This is a genomic window from Leifsonia poae (assembly GCF_020009625.1).
GTDB lineage: Bacteria > Actinomycetota > Actinomycetes > Actinomycetales > Microbacteriaceae > Leifsonia > Leifsonia poae_A.
In genome coordinates, this window is sequence record NZ_JAIHLP010000002.1 from 716,629 (window position 1) to 734,099 (window position 17,471).

Sequence of the window (17,471 nt, forward strand, 5' to 3'; positions counted from 1 at the left end):
TCGTGCGACGGGGGCCGTTCGGCGGCGTCGGGTTCAGGCGTCGTGCGGCGGCAGTTCCCCGGTGGTGAGGGCGATCATGCGCGAGACCGAGCGGAGGTATTTCTTGCGGTATCCGCCGCCGAGCATCTCCTCGTCGAAGACCTCGTTGAGCGGCATCCCGGTCTGCACGATCGGGATCTCGGCATCGTAGACGCGGTCGATGAAGGCCACGAGGCGCAGGGCCGCCATCTGGTCGTGCAGGATGTGCACATCCGTCAATCCGATCACCTCGACCCCGTCGAGCAGCTTGATGTACTTGGAGGGGTGCACGGTGGCCAGGTGGGCGATCAGCCCGTCGAAGTCGTCGCTGGTGACTGCGGTTCCGCGGCCGGCGAGCGCGGCGACCGTGCGGTCGTAGTCTTCGGGGTCCACGGCCACGGCGCGGCCCTCGGTGTCGCGGCGCCGGTAGTCGAGGCCATCGATGCGGACCGTCTCGAAGTAGCCGGAGAGCGCCTGGATCTCGCGAAGGAAGTCACTGGCGGCGAACCGGCCCTCGCCGAGCGCGTTCGGCGGCGTGTTCGAGGTGGCGGCGACGCGGGTTCCGGAGGCCACGAGCTCCTTCAGCATCCGGGTCATCATCATGGTGTCGCCCGGGTCGTCGAGCTCGAACTCGTCGATGCAGATCAGGGCCGAACCGCGCAGCAGGTTCACGGCTCCCGCATAGCCGAGCGCCCCGACGAGCGCGGTGTACTCGATGAACGTGCCGAAATATTTGGGCCCGGGCGCCTCGTGCCAGAGGGAGGCGAGCAGGTGGGTCTTGCCGACGCCGAAACCGCCGTCGAGGTACACGCCCGGCTTGGTCTCCGCCTTCTTGCGATTCCTGCTGAACAGCCCCGCCGGCCGCTGGGGCTCCCACGCCTTGGCGAAGGTCTTCAGGATGCCGATCGCCTCCGCCTGCGACGGGTAGTCGTGGTCGGGGCGGTACGTCTCGAATGTGGCGTTGGCGAACTGCGACGGCGGAACCAGTGAGGCCGCGATCTCGGCGCCGGAGATGTCCGGCGTGCGGTCGGTCAGACGCACGAGGGCACCCGTTCTATCGATGGTCATGAAAGCTGCACCTTTGTGTCGAAGTCTTACAGCTCCCGTTTACGCCGCGTAGCCTGGACCGTAAGTTCGCTGAGTGTCGAACGGTTCCAGCCTAAACCGACCTCGCTGACAGTTTTCCCGCCCATCCCTTGCGCACAGACCGCGCTTCCAGGAGGTTCACCCGCATGTCCATCGATGTCGACCCGTCCCCCGCCTTCGCCGAGTACGCGCATCCTGAGCGGCTCGTGAGCACCGAATGGCTTCAGGCCAACCTGGGCGAACCGGGTCTCGTCGTGGTGGAGTCCGACGAGGATGTCCTGCTGTACGAGACCGGCCACATCCCCGGCGCGGTGAAGATCGATTGGCACACCGACCTCAACGACCCGGTGCAGCGCGACTACGTGCAGGGCGAGCGGTTCGCCGAACTTCTCGGCTCGAAGGGCATCGCCCGCGACAGCACGGTCGTGATCTACGGAGACAAGAACAACTGGTGGGCCGCATACGCCCTCTGGGTGTTCACGCTGTTCGGCCACGACGATGTGCGACTGCTCGACGGCGGCCGTGACAAGTGGATCGCCGAGGGCCGCGAGCTCACCACCGCCCCGACAACACCGACGCCGGTGGAGTACCCGGTGATCGAACGCGACGACACCGTCGTCCGCGCATTCAAAGACGATGTGCTCGCCCACTTCGGCAAGCCGCTCATCGACGTGCGCTCCCCGGAGGAGTACAGCGGCGAGCGCACCGAGATCCCCGGCTACCCGACCGAGGGCGCGTTGCGTGCCGGCCACATCCCGTCGGCCGCCTCGGTGCCGTGGGCGCGCGCGGCCGCGCCGGATGCGACTTTCAAGCGGCGCCCGGAGCTCGAGTCGATCTACCTCGGCGACGCCGGGCTGAAGGAAGGCGACGACGTGATCGCCTACTGCCGCATCGGTGAGCGCTCGAGTCACACCTGGTTCGTGCTGACGCACCTGCTCGGCTTCGAGAATGTGCGCAACTACGACGGCTCCTGGACGGAGTGGGGCAGCGCGGTGCGCGTGCCGATCGCCGTCGGCAGCGAGCCGGGCGAGGTTCCCGCGAAGTAGCCTGGAGTCATGACAGACCTGGCCCCCGCACTCGCGGAGATCCGAGACGACTTCCTCGCGCTGGAGCAGCCGGACCGACTGCAGCTGCTCCTCGAGTTCTCCAACGAACTCCCCGAGCTGCCTGCCCGCTACAGCGAGCATCCGGATCTGCTCGAACGCGTGGAAGAGTGCCAGTCGCCGGTCTTCATCTTCACCGAGGTGGACGAGCAGCGGATCGTCCATCTCTTCGCGACGGCGCCCCGCGAGTCCCCGACCACCAGGGGGTTCGCCTCGATCCTGGTGCAGGGTCTCGCCGGTCTCACCGCAGACGAGGTTCTCGCCGTCCCCGACGACTACCCGCAGACGCTCGGTCTCACCCAGGCCGTCTCGCCGCTGCGCATCCGGGGCATGTCGGCCCTTCTCGGCCGCACCAAACGCCAGGTGCGCGAGAAGATCGCCGCGACGAGTTGACGCGAATTGCCGTGCGATCAGATGATCGCACGGCAATTCGTGACACGTGGATGACCTACGGCTACTTGATCGCGCCCGCGGTGAGGCCGGCGACGAAGTTGCGTTGCAGCAGCAGGAACGCGACGACCACCGGGATCGAGACCACGAGGGATGCGGCCATGATCTGGTTCCAGTAGACATTCGTCGAAGTCGAGTACTGCTGCAGGCCCACGGCGAGGGTCTGCGTCGGCCCGGTCGTCAGCACCGAGGCGAACAGCACCTCACCCCAGGAGGTCATGAAGCTGTAGATCGCCACCGCGACGATGCCTGGGCGGGCCGCCGGCAGCACGACGTTCCACAGCGCCCCCATCGGACCGTTGCCGTCGACCTTCGCCGCTTCGTCGAGTTCGCGTGGGATGCCGTCGAAGTAGCCGGCGAGCATCCAGATCGAGAACGGCAGCACGAAGGTCAGGTAGGTGAGGATCAGCCCGAACTGTGTTCCGACGAGCTGGATGCCGAGCAGCTGGTCGAGGTTCACGAAGATGAGGAACAGAGGAAGAAGGAACAGCACGCCCGGGAACATCTGTGTGGAGAGCACCGCGGTGGTGAAGACCGTGCGGCCTTTGAACCGCCAGCGCGACACCGCGTACGCCGCGAAGATTGCGATCACCAGGCTGATCAGCGTGGCCGAGGTGCACACGATGAGACTGTTCATGAAGAACGTCGCCAGCGGAACCGTGGTCCAGATGTCGATGAACGGCTGGAAGGTGATGTTCTTGGGAATCCACGAGAAGCTCGTCGTCACCTCGCCGAGCGGCTTGATCGCCGAGGTGACCATCACGTAGAGCGGCACGATCGTGAAGATCGACAGCACCACGAGAACGATCACGCGGAAGGCTTTTGCCCCGATAGTCTCACGCACGCTGGGACCTCCGATTGAGCACGAGCAGGTAGATGCCGCTGACCAACAGCAGGAACAACAGCAGGAGCACGGACATGGCCGCGCCGGAGCCGAAGTTCCAGGTCAGGAACGACGCGTTGTAGATGTGGAACGAGATGAGGTCGCCCGCCGGTGGTTGCGCGGTGCTCCCGAACAACACATATGGGGTATTGAAGTCGTTGAACGTCCATAAGAACATCACGAGGATGAGCACCGAGTTCACCGGTCTCAGCATCGGCAACGTGATGCTGCGCCACTGGCGGAACGGCTTGGCGCCGTCGACGGCGGATGCTTCGTACACATCTTCAGGCACGCTCTGCAGCCCGGCCATCAGCATCAGGAAGGCGAACGGCCACATCCGCCAGATCGCCACGATCACGACAGACCAGAAGGCGTTGCCGCCGATCAGCCAGAACGGCTTGGTGTCGCCCAGGTGCAGCTGGTCGATGAGGAAATGGTTGACCGCCCCGGTGTCCTGCTGGAGCATGAACTTCCAGGCGATGACGCCGGCGTAGATCGGCAGGGCGTAGGGAATGAGGAACAGCGTGCGGAAGATGCCGCGGCCGCGGAACTTGCGTTGCAGGGCGACGCCGGCGCACATCCCGAGCCCCCACGAGATGCTCACGACGAGAACCGTGAACCCGCAGGTGACGAGGAACGACTGGAGCAGTCCCTTGCCGACGGACTGGTTGAAATCGAGCGCGACGGCGTAGTTCCCGAACCCGAGCCAGGGGGCTTCCGCCCAGTTGGCGATGAAGAACTTGGTCAGCCCGATGAAGCTGATCCAGACGCCGGTGACCATCGGGATGAGGTGGACGATGATCTCGAAGAACACCGCGGGCGCGAGCAGGGCGAACGGCAGCCACCATCCCTTCGGGCGCGGCCGTTTCTGCTTCTTGGGAGCCGGGGTCGCGCCGGCTGTGACGGCGGGCGGCGGCGCTCCGGTCGTCGAGCGCGATGTCGTCGCTGACATTCGAATGTTTCCTTTGACGAGGGGGTCGTGGTGGCTGGCCGGCCGCCGCGCGGGCTGCGCAGCGGCCGGGTGACGGGGCCTGTCTAGCCGGCCGCCTTCACTTGATCCTGCGCGGTCTGCAACGCCGACTTGATGTCGGACGACGAGACCGTTCCACCGGTGGCGATCTTGGCGAACATGTTGTTCATCGCCTTGCCGACGGTGTTCTCGTACTGGTCTTCGGACGATACCAGCGGCAGCGGCTCGGAGCGGTTGTTGTAGATGTCGAGGAAGGTCTTGGCCTCCTCGGCGTTGGTGGTGAACGTGGCGGTCGCGCCCTGCAGCACCGGCAGGGAAGCGTAGGGCTTGCCCAGGGTGGACTGGGTCGCCTCGCTCGTCATGTACTTCACGAACTGCAGCGACGCATCCTTGTTCTTCGTGTTCTTGAAGATGGACATGTTGATGCCGGCCGGGAAGGTGGCGATGTTCGATTTCGCGTCGGCGGGGGCCGGGAAGGCCACGACACCGTACTGGTCGCTCGTCATGCCGTTCGAGGTGATCGTCGCGTCAGCGTTGTTCTGGTTGAGGATCATCGCGACCTTGCCCTGGGCGAAGTTCGCCGTGGAGATGGAGGCGTTGTCGATCTGCGCGTCGGACGGGTTGACCACCTTGTCCTTCTGCATCAGGTCGAGGTAGCGCTGGATGCCGTCGACGGATGCGGCACCCGTGAACGTCGGGTTGCCCTTCGAGTCGAACGGCGACGCGCCGCCCTGTGCACCGGTGATGAACGCGAAGTGGATGTTCTCCGTGTAGCTTCCGGCGGCGAGCGACATGCCCCAGACCTTCTTGGCCGGATCGGTCAGCTTCTGCGCGTCGGTGACGAGCTCCTCCCATGTCGTCGGCGCGGTGAGGCCGGCGTCAGAGAACATCTTCTTGTTGTAGTAGAGGCCGTATGCGAACCCGTAGAGCGGAACGGAGGTCGGGTCGGTTCCCGGCGCCCCACCGGTCTGCAGGGCGGTCTTGACGAACTTGTCCGCGCCGCCGATGGCCTTCATGTTGGCCGAATCGAACGGCAGGAACGCCTTCGTCGCCTGCAGCGACGACGCCCAGGTGTTGCCGATGTTGACCACGTCCGGACCCTGCCCGCTGGTGACAGCGGTCTGGATGCGCGTCTGCAGGTCGTTCCACCCGATCACCTCGAGCTTGACCTTGATCCCGGTCTCTTTGGTGAACTTGTCGAGTACCGGCTTGAGGACTTCCTGGTCGTTCGCCACGCTCGTTCCCTGGTTGCTGGCCCAGTACGTGATCGTGGCGCCCTTCGTCGAGCCGGTGGACCCGCTCGAACTGCATCCCGCCATCGTGACGGCGAGCGCTGCAGCGGCGACCGCCGCGAGAATCGCGCGTTTCTTGCCCATGTGACTTCCTTGTCTCTCGAGTTGCGAGGTCGCCCCCGGCGCATCTTCCGTGTTCGCCGGGCTGAGAGGTCCGGTGACGGGGGTGCATCCGTGGGTCGTTGGGAAGAGCATAACTTAACCGGTTAGGGTTGCAAGTCACTTTCCGGTATCGACTGCATCACGCTCTCGGACCGGCCTCAGACTGGTCTCGCGGACATGCAGAACACTGGCCGGCGACACGTCCGATTCCGGTTCGCGGCCGGCCAGCCTGTCGAGCAGCACGCGTGCGCTGCGGCGGCCCTGATCGTCCACGTGCCGCTCGAGCGCCGTGACCGTCGGCGTAGCGATCTGACAGATCATCGAATCGTCCCAGCTGATCAACGCCACATCCTGTCGTTCGGCGTGCCGCAGGGCGCTTGCCACGCCGAGCGCCATCACGTCATTCGACGCCACGATCGCCGTCGCCACCTCGCCGGTGCGCAGCATCGCCGCCGCGATGCGGTGCGCGGTTTCCATGGTGTAGTCGCATTCGAAGAAGGTGACCCGGATGCCGCGGGCAGCGCACTCAGACGCGATCGCCGACCGCCGGTCGAGTTCGTGCGAGAGCAGCAATGGGCCCGTCATATGCGCGATGTGCCGGTGGCCGAGTGACGCGAGGTGCTCGACGATCGTCTTCGCGTCGTTCGCCTGGTCCTCGATGCGCGAGAGACCCGTGACGCCATCGGCGTAGACACCGTGGAGCACGAACGGCATCTCGAGCTCGCCCAGCAGGCTCGGCCGGGGGTCGTCGATCGCCAGGTCGAGCACGATCACACCGTCGACGCGTCGCTCAGCGCTCCACTGGCGGTAGACCTCGAGGTCTCCCCCGCGGGTTCCGACCATGCGCAGCAGCAGGCTCTGGCTGGCACGGGAGAGGACATCCTCGATGCCGCCGAGCAGGCTCATGTAGTAGGGCTCGGCTCCCAAGAGCTCGGGGTCGCGCTTGAGCACGATGCCGATCGCGTCCGCCCGTGACAGCGACAGTGCCCGCGCGCTCGAGCTCGGATGCCAACCCAGTTCGGTCGCCAGCAGCAGCACGCGCTGACGGGTCGCCTCGCTCACCCCGGGTTGCCCGTTCAGAGCGTAGGAGACCGACGCCTTCGAGATCCCGAGCGTTTGCGCGAGCACCTGGATAGTGACCCGGGGCATGGCAACGCCTTCCACTTCGATTCTTTCAATACCATAATCCGCCAGCGACCCGCGGATGCCCGGCGGCGCCTCCGCGTCAGCCGACGGTGTCGCCGAGCCAGTCGGCGATCGCGTTGGTCCACCGCTCCTCGTCGTAGTTCCAGAGCTTTGTGTGCAGTGCGGTGGCGAAGGGCACGAGTGTGACGATATCGCTGCGCGCCCGCGCGAGTGCCCGCGATGCGGTGGAGGGCACGAACCCGTCGTCGTCGCTGTGCAGGATGAGCATCGGCAGCGCGAGGTCGGAGGCCCTCGCAACGAAGTTCATGCTGGCCAGATCGATCGGCGCTCCCAGCCCGGTGATCGGACCGCTCCACGTCGATTCGATGAGCCGCAACGCCCCCTGTGTGATCGGGTCGGGCAGCCGCAGCAGTCGCGCCTGGTATTCGAGGGTGTCGATCCAGTCGATCACCGGCGAATCGAGGATGATCCCCCGGATGAGTTCACTCGCAGACGATCGGGTGATCGTCTGCAGCACGACCGCGCCACCCATCGACCATCCCATCAGCACGATCGACCGGGCGCCGTTCTCCTGGGCGAACCGGATCGCCGCGTCGATGTCGCGCCACTCCGTGCCGCCCAGCCCGTACCGCCGGTCGGCACTCGGGGGTGCGTCGCCGTCGTTGCGGTACGACGCGAGCAGACAGGTGAAGCCTTCGCGGTGGAAGACCGGGACCGCCCGCAGCCCCTCCTGCCGGGTGGCGCCCCAGCCGTGCACCTGGATGACCCAGCGGCCGTCGTCGATGCCCTCGGCGGGGAAATGCCAGGCCGGCGCCTCCCCCAGCTCGGTCTCGATCATGACACTGTTCGCAGAGAGCCCCAGTTCCTCGGGCTCGAGGTAGTAGTAGCCGCTCAGCCGGGCCCTCGTCGTCGGACGCAACTCGCCGAAGGCGACTCTCTGGACGTCACGCGTCACCGTGCCGTCGCGCTTTTCGATCACGCCCCCGATGCGGGCGTATCCCGTGTCGTCGTCGAACCAGAGCCCGTACCGGCCGGGAACAGCGGAATCCGGTGTGTCTTTGAGCGTCACCGTGCCGGCTTCGTCGTCCACGGCCCGGATGCTCTGATTCTGCGGCCGTTTGCGCACCGGAGTGATCACGGTTCGCGCCACACGGGCCATCACGAAGCCGGCACCGGCCGCCGTGAGCAGCACGAGGCCGCCGGCGACACCGGCGGCTGTGATCAAGGATTTCGCGATCGTCGACCTCGCCATGTGAGCAGAGTAGACCCGAATCCCCGCACCCCGCCCAGGAGTTCACCAGCGGCGTGCCTTACCGTTCCGCGAACGCATTCGACCCTAGTGTTCGTTTTGTGCCGACAACATCCTCGACTCCCAGCACTCCCCCGGAGTTCGCCGCGGCGTTGCAGACGATACGCGCCGTGCAGTCGCGTCCCGAACTGGTGATCAGCGAGATTCCCGCCCCGGGCCAGCTCGCGCCGTTCGCGGTCGCCCTGGCGGCGGATGTGCGGCCCGCGCGCCACGGCGCCGATTCCGATCTGGGCACCGGCCGGTTCATCCTGCTCTACGATCCGGACGAGCCGGAGGCCTGGGGAGGTCGCTTCCGTGTCGTGTGTTTCGCCCAGGCGCCGTTGGAGACCGATATCGGCCTCGATCCGTTCCTCGCCGATGTCGCCTGGTCCTGGCTCGTGGATGCGCTCGACGCGCGCCGGGCGAGCTATACGGCCGCCAGCGGAACAGCCACCAAGATCATCTCCACCGGTTTCGGCGAGCTCGCCAAACAGGGGGACGGCTCGCAGATCGAGCTCCGCGCCTCCTGGACCCCGCTCGAGAACGATGTCACCGCCCATGTCGAAGGCTGGGGTGAGCTGCTCTGCATGCTCGCGGGGCTGCCGCCCGCCGGTGAGGGTGTGAGCCTGCTCTCCGCGAGACGGACGCCGCGTGCCTGATCACTCCGTCATCGCTACCCGGGAGGACTACCTCAGCGCCGTCGACGCGATCGCCGGCGGAACCGGTCCCGTCGCCGTCGACGCCGAGCGCGCCTCCGGTTTCCGCTACTCGCAGCGCGCCTATCTCATCCAGGTCTTCCGCCGCGGCGCGGGGACGTTCCTGTTCGATCCGCCCGCCGTCGGACGCTTCGACGAGTTGAATGCGGCGATCGCCGACGACGAGTGGGTCCTCCACGCTGCCACCCAGGATCTGACCTGCCTACGCGAAGTCGGTCTCGACCCGCACACCATCTTCGACACCGAACTCGCCGCGCGCCTGCTCGGGATGCCCCGCGTCGGCCTCGGCACCGTCGTGGAGGAACTGCTCGGCGTGCACCTCGCCAAAGAGCATTCGGCGGCGGACTGGTCGACGCGCCCCCTCCCGGAACCGTGGCTGGTCTACGCCGCCCTCGACGTCGAGCTCCTCCCCGATCTGCGCGATGCGATCGCGGGCCTGCTCGAAGAAGCCGGCAAGACCGGGTATGCCCGGCAGGAGTTCGCCGACGAGCTCGCCCGCGATCTCAAGCCGGTGCGCGCCGAACCGTGGCGCCGTCTCTCGGGGATCCACTCCATCAGAGGTCTGCGCAATCTCGCCGCCGCCCGGGAGCTCTGGCTGAGCCGCGACGAGTTCGCCCGCGAGAGCGACACCGCGCCCGGTCGGCTCATCCCGGATGCGTCGCTCACCGCCGCCGCCAAAGCGTTTCCCGAATCCAAGCGCGCGCTCGCCGCGTTACGCGAGTTCAACGGTCGGGCGAGTCGCACTGAGATCGACCGCTGGTGGGACGCCATCGAGCGCGCTCGCACCACCAAGGATCTGCCGGTGCTGCGCGGCAATGGCGACACGCTGCCGCCGCCGCGCGCCTGGGGCGATCGCAACCCCGAGGCGGATGCCCGGCTCAAGGCCGCCCGCGCGGCTCTCGGCGAGCTGTCCGAGGAGCTCGCCATTCCGGTCGAGAACCTGCTCACACCGGAGACACTGCGCCGCGTGGCCTGGGCCCCTCCCGCAGAACCCGATCCCGAGGCGATCGGATCGGCCCTCGCCGAATGGGGCGCGCGACCCTGGCAGATTGAGGCAACCACACAGCTGATCAGCCAGGCCTTTGTCGATGCCCACCAAACCGACGTCGAGCCTGACGAAGCCGATTCGTAGGAAGAGTCAAACGATTCTTCTCCCACCGGCGCCGTCTTTAGGATCGGTACGACCTGATTGTGGGAGGCATTGTGGCCGAAAGAACTGATGTCGTCTTCGTCGATGGAGTACGCACTCCATTCGGGCGAGCCGGCGAAAAAGGGCAGTACTGGAACACGCGAGCAGACGATCTGGTGGTCAAAGCCATGATCGAACTCCTCGAGCGCAATCCGAACGTGCCGAAAGACCGGATCGACGACGTCGCCATCGCCGCCACCACCCAGCAGGGCGACCAGGGTCTCACCCTCGGCCGCACGGCCGCGCTGCTCGCGGGGTTGCCGAAATCCGTTCCCGGATTCGCCATCGACCGGATGTGCGCCGGCGCCATGACGAGCGTCACCACCTTGGGCTCCGGCATCGCGTTCGGTGCATACGATCTGGCGATCGCCGGCGGCGTCGAGCACATGGGACGTCATCCGATGGGCTTCGGCGCCGACCCCAACCCGCGCTTCCTGTCGGAGCGTCTGGTCGGCGAGGACGCGCTCAACATGGGCATGACGGCCGAGCGCATCCACGACCGGTTCCCCGCGCTCACCAAAGAGCGCAGCGACCGGTACGCCATGCGCAGCCAGCAGAAGACCGCCGCGGCCTACGCCGCCGGCAAGATCCAGCCAGACCTGGTTCCGGTCGCCATCCGTTCCGAGAGCGGCTGGGGTCTCGCCACACACGATGAGGGGATGCGCCCCGAGACGAATATGGAATCACTCGCGACCCTGCGCACCCCGTTCCGCCCGCACGGCCGTGTCAGCGCCGGCAACTCGTCTCCGCTGACCGATGGCGCGACAGCGAGCATCCTCGCCTCCGCCGATGCCGTGAAGGAGTTCGGCCTGCAGCCGAAGATGCGCATGGTCAGCTTCGCGTTCGCCGGCGTCGAGCCGGAGATCATGGGTATCGGTCCGGTCCCGTCGACCGAGAAGGCCCTCCGCAAGGCCGGGCTCAGTATCGACGACATCGGGCTGTTCGAGCTCAACGAGGCCTTCGCGATCCAGGTGCTCTCGCTGCTCGACCACTTCGGCATCGACGACGAAGATCCCCGCGTCAACCAGTGGGGCGGTGCGATCGCTGTCGGCCATCCGCTCGCCGCCAGCGGCGTGCGGCTGATGATCCAGCTGGCCGCCCAGTTCGCCGAGCACCCGGAGGTGCGCTACGGCCTCACCGCGATGTGCGTCGGCCTCGGCCAGGGCGGAAGCGTCGTCTGGGAGAACCCCCACTACAGCAAGCGCGCAAGGAAGGCCTGACACGTGACCGACTACTCCAAGATCGACTTCAGCCCGCTCGTCAGCCTCTCCGACGACGAGGTCGTCACCCATTCGTTCGTGAAGGATGTTCCGCTGTCGGGCGGCAAGGTCCTCGCGCTCGTCACCCTCGACAACGGCCGCGACCACACGCGACCGAACACGATGGGTCCGGCGACGTTGCTCGAGCTGGGTGAGACCTTCGATGAGCTGACCGCCCGCGCGGGCCGTGGCGAGATCCACGCTGTCGCCGTCACCGGCAAACCGTTCATCCTCGCGGCGGGCGCCGACCTCAGCAAGGTGGGCGACATTCCCAGCAAGGAGGTGGCGAAGCTGCTCCCCCAGCTCGGTCACCACGTGCTCGGCAAGCAGGCGACGTTCGGCGTCCCGTCATTCGTCTTCACGAACGGACTCGCCCTGGGCGGCGGCGTGGAGATCGGCCTGAACGCCGACTATCGCACCATCGACCGCTCGGCGGCGGCGTTCGCCCTGCCGGAAGTGTTCCTCGGCCTCATCCCGGGCTGGGGCGGCGCCTACCTCCTCCCCAACCTGATCGGCATCGAGAACGCCCTCAAGGTGATCATCGAGAACCCGCTCAAACAGAACCGGATGCTCAAACCGCAGGACGTCTTCGATCTCGGCATCGCCGACGCCATCTTCGACTCCGCCAACTTCCTCGAAGACTCGATCAAGTGGGCCGACAGAGTCGTCTCGGGCGAGCTCGCGGTGAAGCGCCCGAACGCGCCGGGCAAGGTCGAGCGCATGGTCAAGTGGGATGCCGCGGTCGGCATCGCCCGCAAGATGCTGGAGAGCCGCATCGGCACGGTTCCGAAGTCGCCGTACGCCGCGCTCGACCTGCTCAAGGCGGCCAAGAGCGGCTCGAAGGAAGACGGCTTCGCCCGCGAAGACGACGTGCTCGGCGAGTTGATCTCGGGCGACCAGTTCCAGGCGAGCATCTACGCGTTCAACCTCGTGCAGAAGCGGGCGAAGCGCCCTGCCGGCGCGCCAGACAAGAAGCTGGCGAAGAAGGTCACCAAGGTCGGCGTGATCGGCGCCGGCTATATGGCCAGCCAGTTCGCGCTGCTCTTCGTTCGCCGGCTGCGCGTGCCCGTGATCATCACCGACCTCGACCAGGCGCACGTCGACAAGGGCGTCGCCTACATCCACGACGAGATCGGCACGCTGCAGGAGAAGGGCCGCATCTCGCCGGATGAGGGCAACCGTCTGCGCGCGCTCGTCACCGGCACCACCGACAAGGCCGATTTCGCCGATTGCGATTGGGTCATCGAGGCCGTCTTCGAGGAGCTCGCCGTCAAGCAGAACGTCTTCGAGGAGGTCGAGCAGTACCTCTCCGACGAAGCCGTGCTCGCCACGAACACCTCGTCGCTCTCGGTCGAGAAGATCGGCGCCAAGCTGAAGCATCCGGAACGTCTCGTCGGCTTCCACTTCTTCACCCCGGTCGCCGTCATGCCGCTCATCGAGGTCGTGAACACCCCGAAGACGGATGAGGCGACGCTTTCGACCGCGATGGTCACCGCGGCCGCGCTGAAGAAGAACGCGGTCATCACCGCCGACACACCCGGATTCGTGGTCAACCGCGTCCTGGCCAAGGTGCTCGGTGAGGCGATGCACGCCGTCGATGACGGCACTCCGTTCGAGGTCGTCGATGAGGGCTTCGCGCCGCTCGGCCTGCCGATGCCGCCCTCGGCTCTGCTCGACCTCGTCGGACTCAAAGTCGGCGCGCATGTGCTCGACACCCACCACGAGGCCTTCCCCGACCGCTTCTACCGCAGCGAGAACCTCCACAAGCTGGCGGAGCACGGAACGCTGCTCGAGAAGGATTCGAAGGGCAAGATCAAGGGCATCGACAAGACCGCCGCCAAAATCGTCTCGGGCGGCACGAACCCGTGGACAAAGGAGCAGATCCTTCAGCGCCTCGAAGACGGGCTCGCCGACGAGATCCATCGGATGCTCGACGACGACGTCGTGCACGCGGCTGAAGACATCGACCTGTGCATGATCCTCGGCGCCGGATTCCCGTTCCAGATGGGTGGCATCACGCCGTACCTCGACCGGGTGGGCGCGTCGCAGCGGGTCTTCGGAGACACATTCCACCACCCGCCCATCCAGGGCGTGGCGTAACCCGATTCGCGCCGACGGATGGATCGCCCTCTGTGGCCGATCCATCCGTCGTGACGGAGGTGTCGACGGCGAGTCGCCCGAAAGCGCCTGTGCCGTCAATGCGCAGGGTCGACGATCACGAGGTCGAGGTAGGCGCGCAGGGTCGCGGCCGCGTCAACGGCATCCGGCTCGTAGAGCCACTGCAACTGGATTCCCTCCCACAGCGCCACGACGCTCGCGGCAGCCGTCGTCGGGTCGACGCCTTCGCGCAGGCGGCCCAGACGGCGGAGCTCCTCGAACTCGGCTGCGTATTCGGTCTTCAGCATCGCGTACCGCTTCAAGAAGTAGTCGCGCCCGGGGTGGTCTTCTGTGGTCGCCTCCGCGGAGAGCACGCTGTAGACGGCGATCAGCCCCGGGATGCTCTCGTTGGCCTTCGCCTGGGCGACGATATGCGCCTCGAACGGCTCGTCGCCGTCGGCGCAGGGCACGTCTCCCCCGCCCAGTTCGTCGCGCTGCGCGAGCACCGCGAGCAGCAGCTCCTCTTTGGTCGGGAAATGGTGCATCAGGTTCGACTGACTCATACCGGCGGCCGCCGCGACATCCCGCAGCGAGCTCGCGTAGTAGCCGCGGGTGGCGAAGAGCCGGTACGCCTCGTCGACGATCTGTCGGCGGCGCTGGGCGGTCTTGGCGTACGGCCCACGGCGCCGGGGGCTCTCCACTGCGGTCATCGTCATCCAAATTAGGTCAGTCGGTCAATTTTCGTATAGCGTCATCGTAAGCGATCCGAGCACGACGAAGTGAAGGATATGACCGAACTCACGCGACGCAGTCTCCTCAGCCTCGGGGTCGCGGCCTCGGCCGCCGCCCTCCTGGCCGGCTGCAGCACACCCGGAACCGTCTCGGCCAACAGCCGGCCGCTCGTTCCGGCGGTCTCACGCGGCGAGAAGGTCACCCTCACCTACTGGGCCTGGCTCAAAGACCTGCAGAAGGTCGCGGATGTGTGGAACGCGTCGCATCCGGATGTGCAGGTCGAGGCCGTCTGGATCCCCGGCGGCAACTCCGGCGGCTACCAGAAGCTGTACTCCGCGCTCGCGGCCGGCGGAGGCCCGGACCTCGCCCAGGTCGAGCTGCGCACCGTGCCGGAATTCATGCTCGTGAACGGCCTGGTCGACCTCGCCCGGTATGGCGCCGACGACTACGCGCACCTGTACGACGAAACCCTGTGGGGCCAGGTGAGCTACGTGGACGGGGTCTACGGGATCCCGCAGGACTCGGGTCCACTCGCGTTCTACCATCGGCCCGATCTGCTGCAGAAGGTGGGGGCGACGGCCCCGGCCACCTGGTCGGAGTGGTCCACTGTGGGGCGCGAACTCAAGAAGGCCGGCATGTACATCGACGCCTTCAACGTCGCCGACCCGTCGTGGTTCATGGCGGTGGCCGGTCAGGCCGGCGCATCCTGGCTCACGGTCAACGGCGGGGAGTGGGTGATCGACATGACCGACGACGCCACGCTGGCCACCGCGCGCTTCTTCGACAAAGCCATCGACGACGGCATCCTGACGACCGCATACGGAGCGTTCTCGACGCCGTGGTTCTCGGCTGCCGCTGCCGGCAAGATCGCCGGGCTGGTCAGTGCCAGCTGGGGCGACGCTCTGCTGAAGGGCGTTTCCGGCGCCAAAGGCAAATGGCGGGTCGCTGCGGTGCCCCGCTGGGAGACGGGTTTCGGCTCCGGGTTCCTCGGCGGCTCGACCGCGGCCGTGCTCGCCAACAGCAAGCACCCGAAGGAGGCGCTCGAGTTCGCCGTGTGGATGACCACCAGCCACGAGGGCATCGACGCCATGATCGAGCACAGCGGCATCGGCTGGTCACCGGCCAGGGACTACATCGGCAAGACCCGCATGGAACCGTCACCCTTCTTCGGCGGACAGAACTACAACGAGGAGGTCTTCCTGCCGGCCTCGCAGCAGCAGAACCCGGACTGGTCGTGGTGGCCGCTCACGCAGCAGTCCCTCAACATCCTCGCGGACGGGTTCCGCAAGAAGGCCTTCGGGGGAACGCTCGTCGACGCCGTCGTGCAGAGCGAGAAGCTGATCATCGCCGCGTTCAAGAACAAGGGTCTGAGCATCCGGAAGGCGGGCTCGTGAAGGGCCTGCGCCGAACGTGGGCGCCCTGGGCGCTGCTCGCGCCGTTCCTCCTTCTGTTCCTGCTCACGTTCATCCTGCCGATCGTCGTCGCCATCGGCAGCAGCTTCACCGCGGTCTCCCGGCACGGCGTCTTCGGCGAGAAGGGAGTGACCACCGAGTTCGCCTGGTTCGCCAACTATGCGCAGGCGCTGTCGAACGGCAACTTCATCGCCTCCATCGGGCGGATGCTGCTCTTCGGTGTCGTGCAGGTCACGGTGATGATCGCACTGTGCACGGTGCTCGCGCTGCTGCTCGAATCGGCCTCGGCTCGCTGGCCCGGCTTCTTCCGCGCCGTGTACTTCCTGCCGTACGGCATCCCCGGAGTCGTCGCGACGATCCTCTGGTCGTTCCTGTATGTGCCGGGGCTCAGCCCGCTCATCGACATCGCCGGCGTGTTCGGAATACACCTCGACTTCCTCGGGGCCGGAACCGTGTTGTGGTCGATCGCGAACATCGTCACCTGGACCTACACGGGCTACAACATGATGATCATCATCGCGCAGCTGAAATCCATCCCGACCGAGGTGTACGAGGCGGCGAAGGTCGACGGCGCCGGCCCCTGGCGGGTGGCGAGGAGCATCCAACTGCCCCTCATCCGTCCGGCGCTCGTCCTGGCGACCGTGTTCTCGATCATCGGAACGCTGCAGTTGTTCGCCGAGCCGCAGGTGCTGCAATCCGTCTCCCCCGCGATCGACAGTGAGTACACGCCGAACCTCAGCGCGTACACGACCGCGTTCGCCTACAACGACTACAACGTCGCCGCTGCCCAGGCCGTACTGATCGCGCTCGTCGCGTTCCTCCTATCGTTCACCTTCCTTCGTTTGATGAACAGGAGATCCCGGTGAGCGCTACCACGCGGGCCGTCCGCCGGCGGCCCGGAGTGACGATCGTCGTCACCGGCGTCCTCGTCGTCGCCGCCGTCTACTTCCTGGTGCCGGTCTACTGGGTGGTGGTGGCCTCGACCAAGACCACCACCGACCTGTTCGCCACCAACGGCTTCTGGTTCGCACCCACCTTCGCCCTCTGGCACAATCTGGGCGAGGTGCTGAGCTACGACGACGGCATCTTCATGCGCTGGTTCGCGAACTCAGTGCTCTACGCGGGTGTCGGAGCACTGCTTGCGACGTACTTCGCGGCCGCCGGCGGCTACGCACTCGCCAAATACCGGTTCCGAGGCCGCAACTTCGTGTTCGGACTCGTGCTCGGCGGTGTCCTCGTTCCTGGCACCGCAACGGCGCTCCCCCTGTTCCTGCTGTTCAGTCAGCTGGGGCTCGCCAACACGTATTGGTCGGTGCTCATCCCGTCGCTCGTCTCGCCGTTCGGGCTCTTCCTCTGCCGCATCTACGCGGACGCGACCATCGACCCCGCCCTGATGGAGGCCGCCCGCATCGACGGGGCCGGCGAGCTACGCATCTTCCACACGCTCGGGCTCCGGATCATGACCCCGGCCCTGGTCACGGTGTTCCTGTTCCAGCTCGTCGGAATCTGGAACAACTATTTCCTGCCGCTGGTCATGCTCTCCGACAACTCCCTCTTTCCGATCACCCTCGGTCTGAACACCTGGCGAAGCCAGGTGGACAGGCTCCCCGAGTTCTACGAGCTCACGACCGGCGGCGTCCTGCTGTCGATCATCCCCCTCGCCATCGCGATGATCGTGCTCCAGCGGTTCTGGCGCGGCGGCCTGACCGAAGGATCCGTGAAGTAGTG

At 66.5% G+C, this 17,471-nt stretch carries 16 protein-coding genes; 9 read left to right on the forward strand and 7 right to left on the reverse strand.

Annotated features, from left to right (window positions below; genetic code table 11):
• Positions 1-33: 33 nt before the first annotated feature.
• On the reverse strand, positions 34-1,086 hold the full coding sequence (gene zapE, locus K5L49_RS04075; protein ID WP_223690733.1) for a cell division protein ZapE: 1,053 nt from the start codon (positions 1,084-1,086) through the stop codon (positions 34-36).
• 164 nt (positions 1,087-1,250) lie between these two features.
• Between zapE and K5L49_RS04080 the strand changes: the two genes are divergently transcribed.
• Both K5L49_RS04080 and K5L49_RS04085 read left to right on the forward strand, forming a co-directional pair.
• The gene (locus K5L49_RS04080) at positions 1,251-2,150 is read left to right on the forward strand and encodes a sulfurtransferase (protein WP_223690734.1); all 900 of its coding nucleotides are present in this window, start codon (positions 1,251-1,253) and stop codon (positions 2,148-2,150) included.
• Positions 2,151-2,159: 9 nt separating this feature from the next.
• Entirely contained in the window at positions 2,160-2,600 is a 441-nt protein-coding gene (locus K5L49_RS04085) for a SufE family protein (protein ID WP_223690735.1), read from the forward strand.
• Positions 2,601-2,661: 61 nt separating this feature from the next.
• Here K5L49_RS04085 and K5L49_RS04090 read toward each other — a convergent pair whose 3' ends face one another.
• The 5 genes from K5L49_RS04090 to K5L49_RS04110 form a co-directional block, all read right to left on the reverse strand.
• A complete protein-coding gene (locus tag K5L49_RS04090) occupies positions 2,662-3,501 on the reverse strand; it encodes a carbohydrate ABC transporter permease (RefSeq protein ID WP_223690736.1) in 840 nt (279 codons plus the stop codon).
• Positions 3,494-4,492: a carbohydrate ABC transporter permease gene (locus K5L49_RS04095; RefSeq protein ID WP_223690737.1), complete on the reverse strand. Its 999-nt coding sequence runs from the start codon at positions 4,490-4,492 to the stop codon at positions 3,494-3,496. Before K5L49_RS04095 ends, K5L49_RS04090 begins: the two co-directional genes overlap by 8 nt.
• An 83-nt stretch (positions 4,493-4,575) precedes the next feature.
• Positions 4,576-5,886: an ABC transporter substrate-binding protein gene (locus tag K5L49_RS04100; protein ID WP_223690738.1), complete on the reverse strand. Its 1,311-nt coding sequence runs from the start codon at positions 5,884-5,886 to the stop codon at positions 4,576-4,578.
• Positions 5,887-6,021: 135 nt separating this feature from the next.
• Positions 6,022-7,053 carry a LacI family DNA-binding transcriptional regulator gene (locus tag K5L49_RS04105; RefSeq protein ID WP_223690739.1) on the reverse strand — a complete coding sequence of 344 codons (1,032 nt, stop codon included), beginning with the start codon at positions 7,051-7,053 and terminating at the stop codon, positions 6,022-6,024.
• Between the two features lie 76 nt (positions 7,054-7,129).
• Positions 7,130-8,302, reverse strand: a complete 1,173-nt coding sequence (locus K5L49_RS04110) for an alpha/beta hydrolase family protein (RefSeq protein WP_223690740.1) — start codon at positions 8,300-8,302, stop codon at positions 7,130-7,132.
• Positions 8,303-8,400: 98 nt separating this feature from the next.
• On the opposite strand from K5L49_RS04110, the gene K5L49_RS04115 reads away from it, so the two are divergent.
• The 4 genes from K5L49_RS04115 (at position 8,401) to K5L49_RS04130 (ending at position 13,602) form a co-directional block, all read left to right on the forward strand.
• Positions 8,401-8,997: a DUF3000 domain-containing protein gene (locus K5L49_RS04115; RefSeq protein WP_223690741.1), complete on the forward strand. Its 597-nt coding sequence runs from the start codon at positions 8,401-8,403 to the stop codon at positions 8,995-8,997.
• The gene (locus K5L49_RS04120) at positions 8,990-10,186 is read left to right on the forward strand and encodes an HRDC domain-containing protein (protein WP_223690742.1); all 1,197 of its coding nucleotides are present in this window, start codon (positions 8,990-8,992) and stop codon (positions 10,184-10,186) included. The genes K5L49_RS04115 and K5L49_RS04120 overlap by 8 nt, the downstream gene beginning before the upstream one ends.
• A 71-nt stretch (positions 10,187-10,257) precedes the next feature.
• Positions 10,258-11,463 (forward strand): thiolase family protein, encoded by a 1,206-nt coding sequence (locus K5L49_RS04125; protein WP_223690743.1) that lies wholly within the window; start codon positions 10,258-10,260, stop codon positions 11,461-11,463.
• A 3-nt stretch (positions 11,464-11,466) separates the two neighbouring features.
• Entirely contained in the window at positions 11,467-13,602 is a 2,136-nt protein-coding gene (locus K5L49_RS04130) for a 3-hydroxyacyl-CoA dehydrogenase NAD-binding domain-containing protein (protein WP_223690744.1), read from the forward strand.
• A gap of 95 nt (positions 13,603-13,697) precedes the next feature.
• Here K5L49_RS04130 and K5L49_RS04135 read toward each other — a convergent pair whose 3' ends face one another.
• Positions 13,698-14,315, reverse strand: coding sequence for a TetR/AcrR family transcriptional regulator (locus K5L49_RS04135; protein WP_223690745.1), 618 nt, complete (start codon positions 14,313-14,315; stop codon positions 13,698-13,700).
• A 72-nt stretch (positions 14,316-14,387) separates the two neighbouring features.
• Between K5L49_RS04135 and K5L49_RS04140 the strand changes: the two genes are divergently transcribed.
• Genes K5L49_RS04140 through K5L49_RS04150 form a run of 3 tightly spaced genes read left to right on the forward strand, consistent with a single transcriptional unit; the run spans position 14,388 to position 17,469 of the window.
• Positions 14,388-15,725 carry an extracellular solute-binding protein gene (locus tag K5L49_RS04140; RefSeq protein ID WP_223690746.1) on the forward strand — a complete coding sequence of 446 codons (1,338 nt, stop codon included), beginning with the start codon at positions 14,388-14,390 and terminating at the stop codon, positions 15,723-15,725.
• Positions 15,722-16,609, forward strand: a complete 888-nt coding sequence (locus K5L49_RS04145; RefSeq protein WP_223690747.1) for a carbohydrate ABC transporter permease — start codon at positions 15,722-15,724, stop codon at positions 16,607-16,609. The genes K5L49_RS04140 and K5L49_RS04145 overlap by 4 nt, the downstream gene beginning before the upstream one ends.
• Positions 16,606-17,469: a carbohydrate ABC transporter permease gene (locus tag K5L49_RS04150; RefSeq protein WP_223690748.1), complete on the forward strand. Its 864-nt coding sequence runs from the start codon at positions 16,606-16,608 to the stop codon at positions 17,467-17,469. The genes K5L49_RS04145 and K5L49_RS04150 overlap by 4 nt, the downstream gene beginning before the upstream one ends.
• Positions 17,470-17,471 lie beyond the last annotated feature (2 nt).

Coding starts and splice junctions, on each gene's coding strand:
- K5L49_RS04100 (WP_223690738.1), bottom strand. CDS start 5,886: ATGGGCAAGAAACGCGCGATTCTCGCGGCGGTCGCCGCTGCAGCGCTC.
- K5L49_RS04110 (WP_223690740.1), bottom strand. CDS start 8,302: ATGGCGAGGTCGACGATCGCGAAATCCTTGATCACAGCCGCCGGTGTC.
- K5L49_RS04105 (WP_223690739.1), bottom strand. CDS start 7,053: ATGCCCCGGGTCACTATCCAGGTGCTCGCGCAAACGCTCGGGATCTCG.
- K5L49_RS04080 (WP_223690734.1), top strand. CDS start 1,251: ATGTCCATCGATGTCGACCCGTCCCCCGCCTTCGCCGAGTACGCGCAT.
- K5L49_RS04135 (WP_223690745.1), bottom strand. CDS start 14,315: ATGACGATGACCGCAGTGGAGAGCCCCCGGCGCCGTGGGCCGTACGCC.
- K5L49_RS04085 (WP_223690735.1), top strand. CDS start 2,160: ATGACAGACCTGGCCCCCGCACTCGCGGAGATCCGAGACGACTTCCTC.
- K5L49_RS04095 (WP_223690737.1), bottom strand. CDS start 4,492: ATGTCAGCGACGACATCGCGCTCGACGACCGGAGCGCCGCCGCCCGCC.
- K5L49_RS04140 (WP_223690746.1), top strand. CDS start 14,388: ATGACCGAACTCACGCGACGCAGTCTCCTCAGCCTCGGGGTCGCGGCC.
- zapE (WP_223690733.1), bottom strand. CDS start 1,086: ATGACCATCGATAGAACGGGTGCCCTCGTGCGTCTGACCGACCGCACG.